At 43.2% G+C, this 2,289-nt stretch carries 2 protein-coding genes; both read right to left on the bottom strand.

The window, feature by feature from the left end:
- Positions 1 to 61: 61 nt before the first annotated feature.
- Positions 62 to 1,687, bottom strand: coding sequence for an IS66 family transposase (tnpC, locus tag EV212_RS13325; RefSeq protein WP_132094477.1), 1,626 nt, complete (start codon positions 1,685 to 1,687; stop codon positions 62 to 64).
- 284 nt (positions 1,688 to 1,971) lie between these two features.
- The coding region (gene tnpB / locus EV212_RS13320; RefSeq protein ID WP_132094474.1) for an IS66 family insertion sequence element accessory protein TnpB at positions 1,972 to 2,289 on the bottom strand (318 nt) is incomplete at its 5' end.

Raw genomic sequence — 2,289 nt, 5'->3', positions numbered from 1 at the left:
GTAAACGCTCAATAGCGAGTACCTCCCAAAATTAAGAGCCGCCTCACGGCAGCCCTGGTTATCAGTTTTTTCGAATCCCGTCCGGTAGATTTGGTGACCACGGTAACAGATCATCCAGAAAGGACCGGTTGGTATCTTCCATATGTTTCGGTATCTCTTCTAAGAGATATACGAAGTAATCATACGGTTTTAGGTTGTTTGCCTTTGCTGTTTCCGCAATGCTGTAAATGATCGCAGATGAATGGGCACCGTTGATGGTGTCAATCATCTGCCAGTTCTTTTTGCCAATGCAGAAACCTCGGATGGCACGTTCTGATGCGTTGTTGTCGATTGGAACTTCGCCATCTTCCAGAAATACCCGGAGGTATTTCTCCTGATTCAAGATATATGTGTATGCCTTTCGAAGCTGTCCGCTGGAGGGGACGGTTGGTTCCATTTTTTTGAGGTACACAAATAAGGCATCAACCAATGGTTTTATAACCAGTTGTCGCTGCATAAGTCTCTCATCAGGTGGGAGTTCTTGTAGTTTTCCTTCTTCGCGATAGATTGCCTGTATCTGTTTCATTACCAGATAGGCGTTGGACTTCTTACGCTGTTCTTTTGGAACAACGTTCATCGCCTCATCAAACTTTCTTCTGGCATGAACCCAGCAGCCTGCGATTCGCAGATCCTCGCGTTCTTTTTCCACTTTGTGGTAGACCTGATATCCATCCGTCACACAGATGCCGGAATAGTTCTTGAGGAATTCCCTTGGATGGGAGCTGTTGCGAGTTTTATGGTAATCGTACAGGACGATCTGTTTGTCTTTGTACAGATGCCCGGAGCGATACACCCACATGTAGCTCTTGGATCCGGCAGGACGACCATCTCGATGTACCAAAACAGGAGTTTCATCTGCCTGAATCACATGATAATCATACAGCTTTTGATGGAGATAATCGTACAGGATTGCCAGATAGCTTTCGCCCAGTCTAATCATCCAATTGGCCATGTTTTGACGTGTGATGCTAAGACCATAACGGGAAAACTCCTGTTCCAGGCGATAGAGAGGAACAGCATTGACATACTTGCCATTCATAATCGCTGCAGCAAGTGTTGGAGATACCAGACTTCCGTGAAGCAATGCCTGTGGATGGTCTGCTTTTATAATTCGTCCATCTTTCTTGCTTGCATACACACCAACATGATGCTCGTCTATTTCAATCTTTGCAGGAATGAAACGGTAACGTTTGGAGATAGCATCTGGAAGCTGCTTCCAACCGTTTTCTCCAAACTCAGCCACTAATTCTTCCTCGGTCATGTAGTGTGTAATGATGTTCACCGGAAGACCTGACAGATCGGCATCCTTCTTACCAACAGATTTTGGTTTGCGAGCTGGTTTTGATTCCAAAGTTTCAGGCTCTTCGGCATCCAGATCAGATACCGCCTCGGCTTCATTGAAGAAAACGATGGTTCCATCTATTTCCATAAAACAGATCTGACTGGCATCATCCATCTTCTCAGAAGATCTGCCGAATCTGTTCTTATTGGAAAGAGTGGCCTGTTCAATAAGGAGTTCCATTTTTCTGTTTAGATCTTGTATCTCACCAGAAAGCTTATCGTTCTGTTCCTGAAGCTGGAGGAATAACTCTACGATAAAAGACTTATCCAATGTATTCAGTTGTTCTTCGGTGAATTTAAATGCCATTGTTCAAACTCCTTTTATTTCTGAAGTCATTATAGCAGAAAATACGAGTTTGGGCGAATTCACCACGTATTGTTATTCGTCGTTTTGACGGTGGATAACAATCATGAATATCTTAGGATCTATGAGATACTCATGACTGTTATCCACAGACTCTGCAAAGGATTCTTCTTTCGTGAAAAGAATTACTTAAGCAGAAAACGCTTTTGTGGATAACTAATAAAAATATATTTTGTATCGTTTTTAAGTGTAAAAAATAGAAATTTTATTTTCTACGTATTGCACAATCACATTGTTTTTGGAGGATCTGTCAGTTCCTCGATCGGACGCCTGGCAACGATTTCTAATCCCTGCATCAGCATACGGTATTGTTTGGGAGTAACTTCCATGGCCTCTTCCTTCGTACGAGGCCAACTGAATCCGCCAACATTTAATCGTTTGTAAAGAAGCAGGAACCCATCTCCTTCCCAAACCAGCCCTTTGATTCGGTCGGTACGTTTACCACAGAAGAGAAACAGGATGTTTTTCTGAAAGGGATCCAGCTCGAATTGATATTTAATAGTGGATGCCAGACCATCAATTCCACGCCTTAAGTCGGTGTAGCC

Origin of the sequence: Frisingicoccus caecimuris (genome assembly GCF_004340975.1) — a bacterium.
GTDB classification, from domain to species: domain Bacteria; phylum Bacillota; class Clostridia; order Lachnospirales; family Lachnospiraceae; genus Frisingicoccus; species Frisingicoccus caecimuris.
Note: the sequence above shows the minus strand (reverse complement) of the source record. Positions and strands in the feature narration are given on the sequence as shown.

Excerpts from the sequence above, each read along its gene's own strand:
- tnpC (WP_132094477.1), bottom strand. The coding sequence starts at position 1,687 with ATGGCATTTAAATTCACCGAAGAACAACTGAATACATTGGATAAGTCT.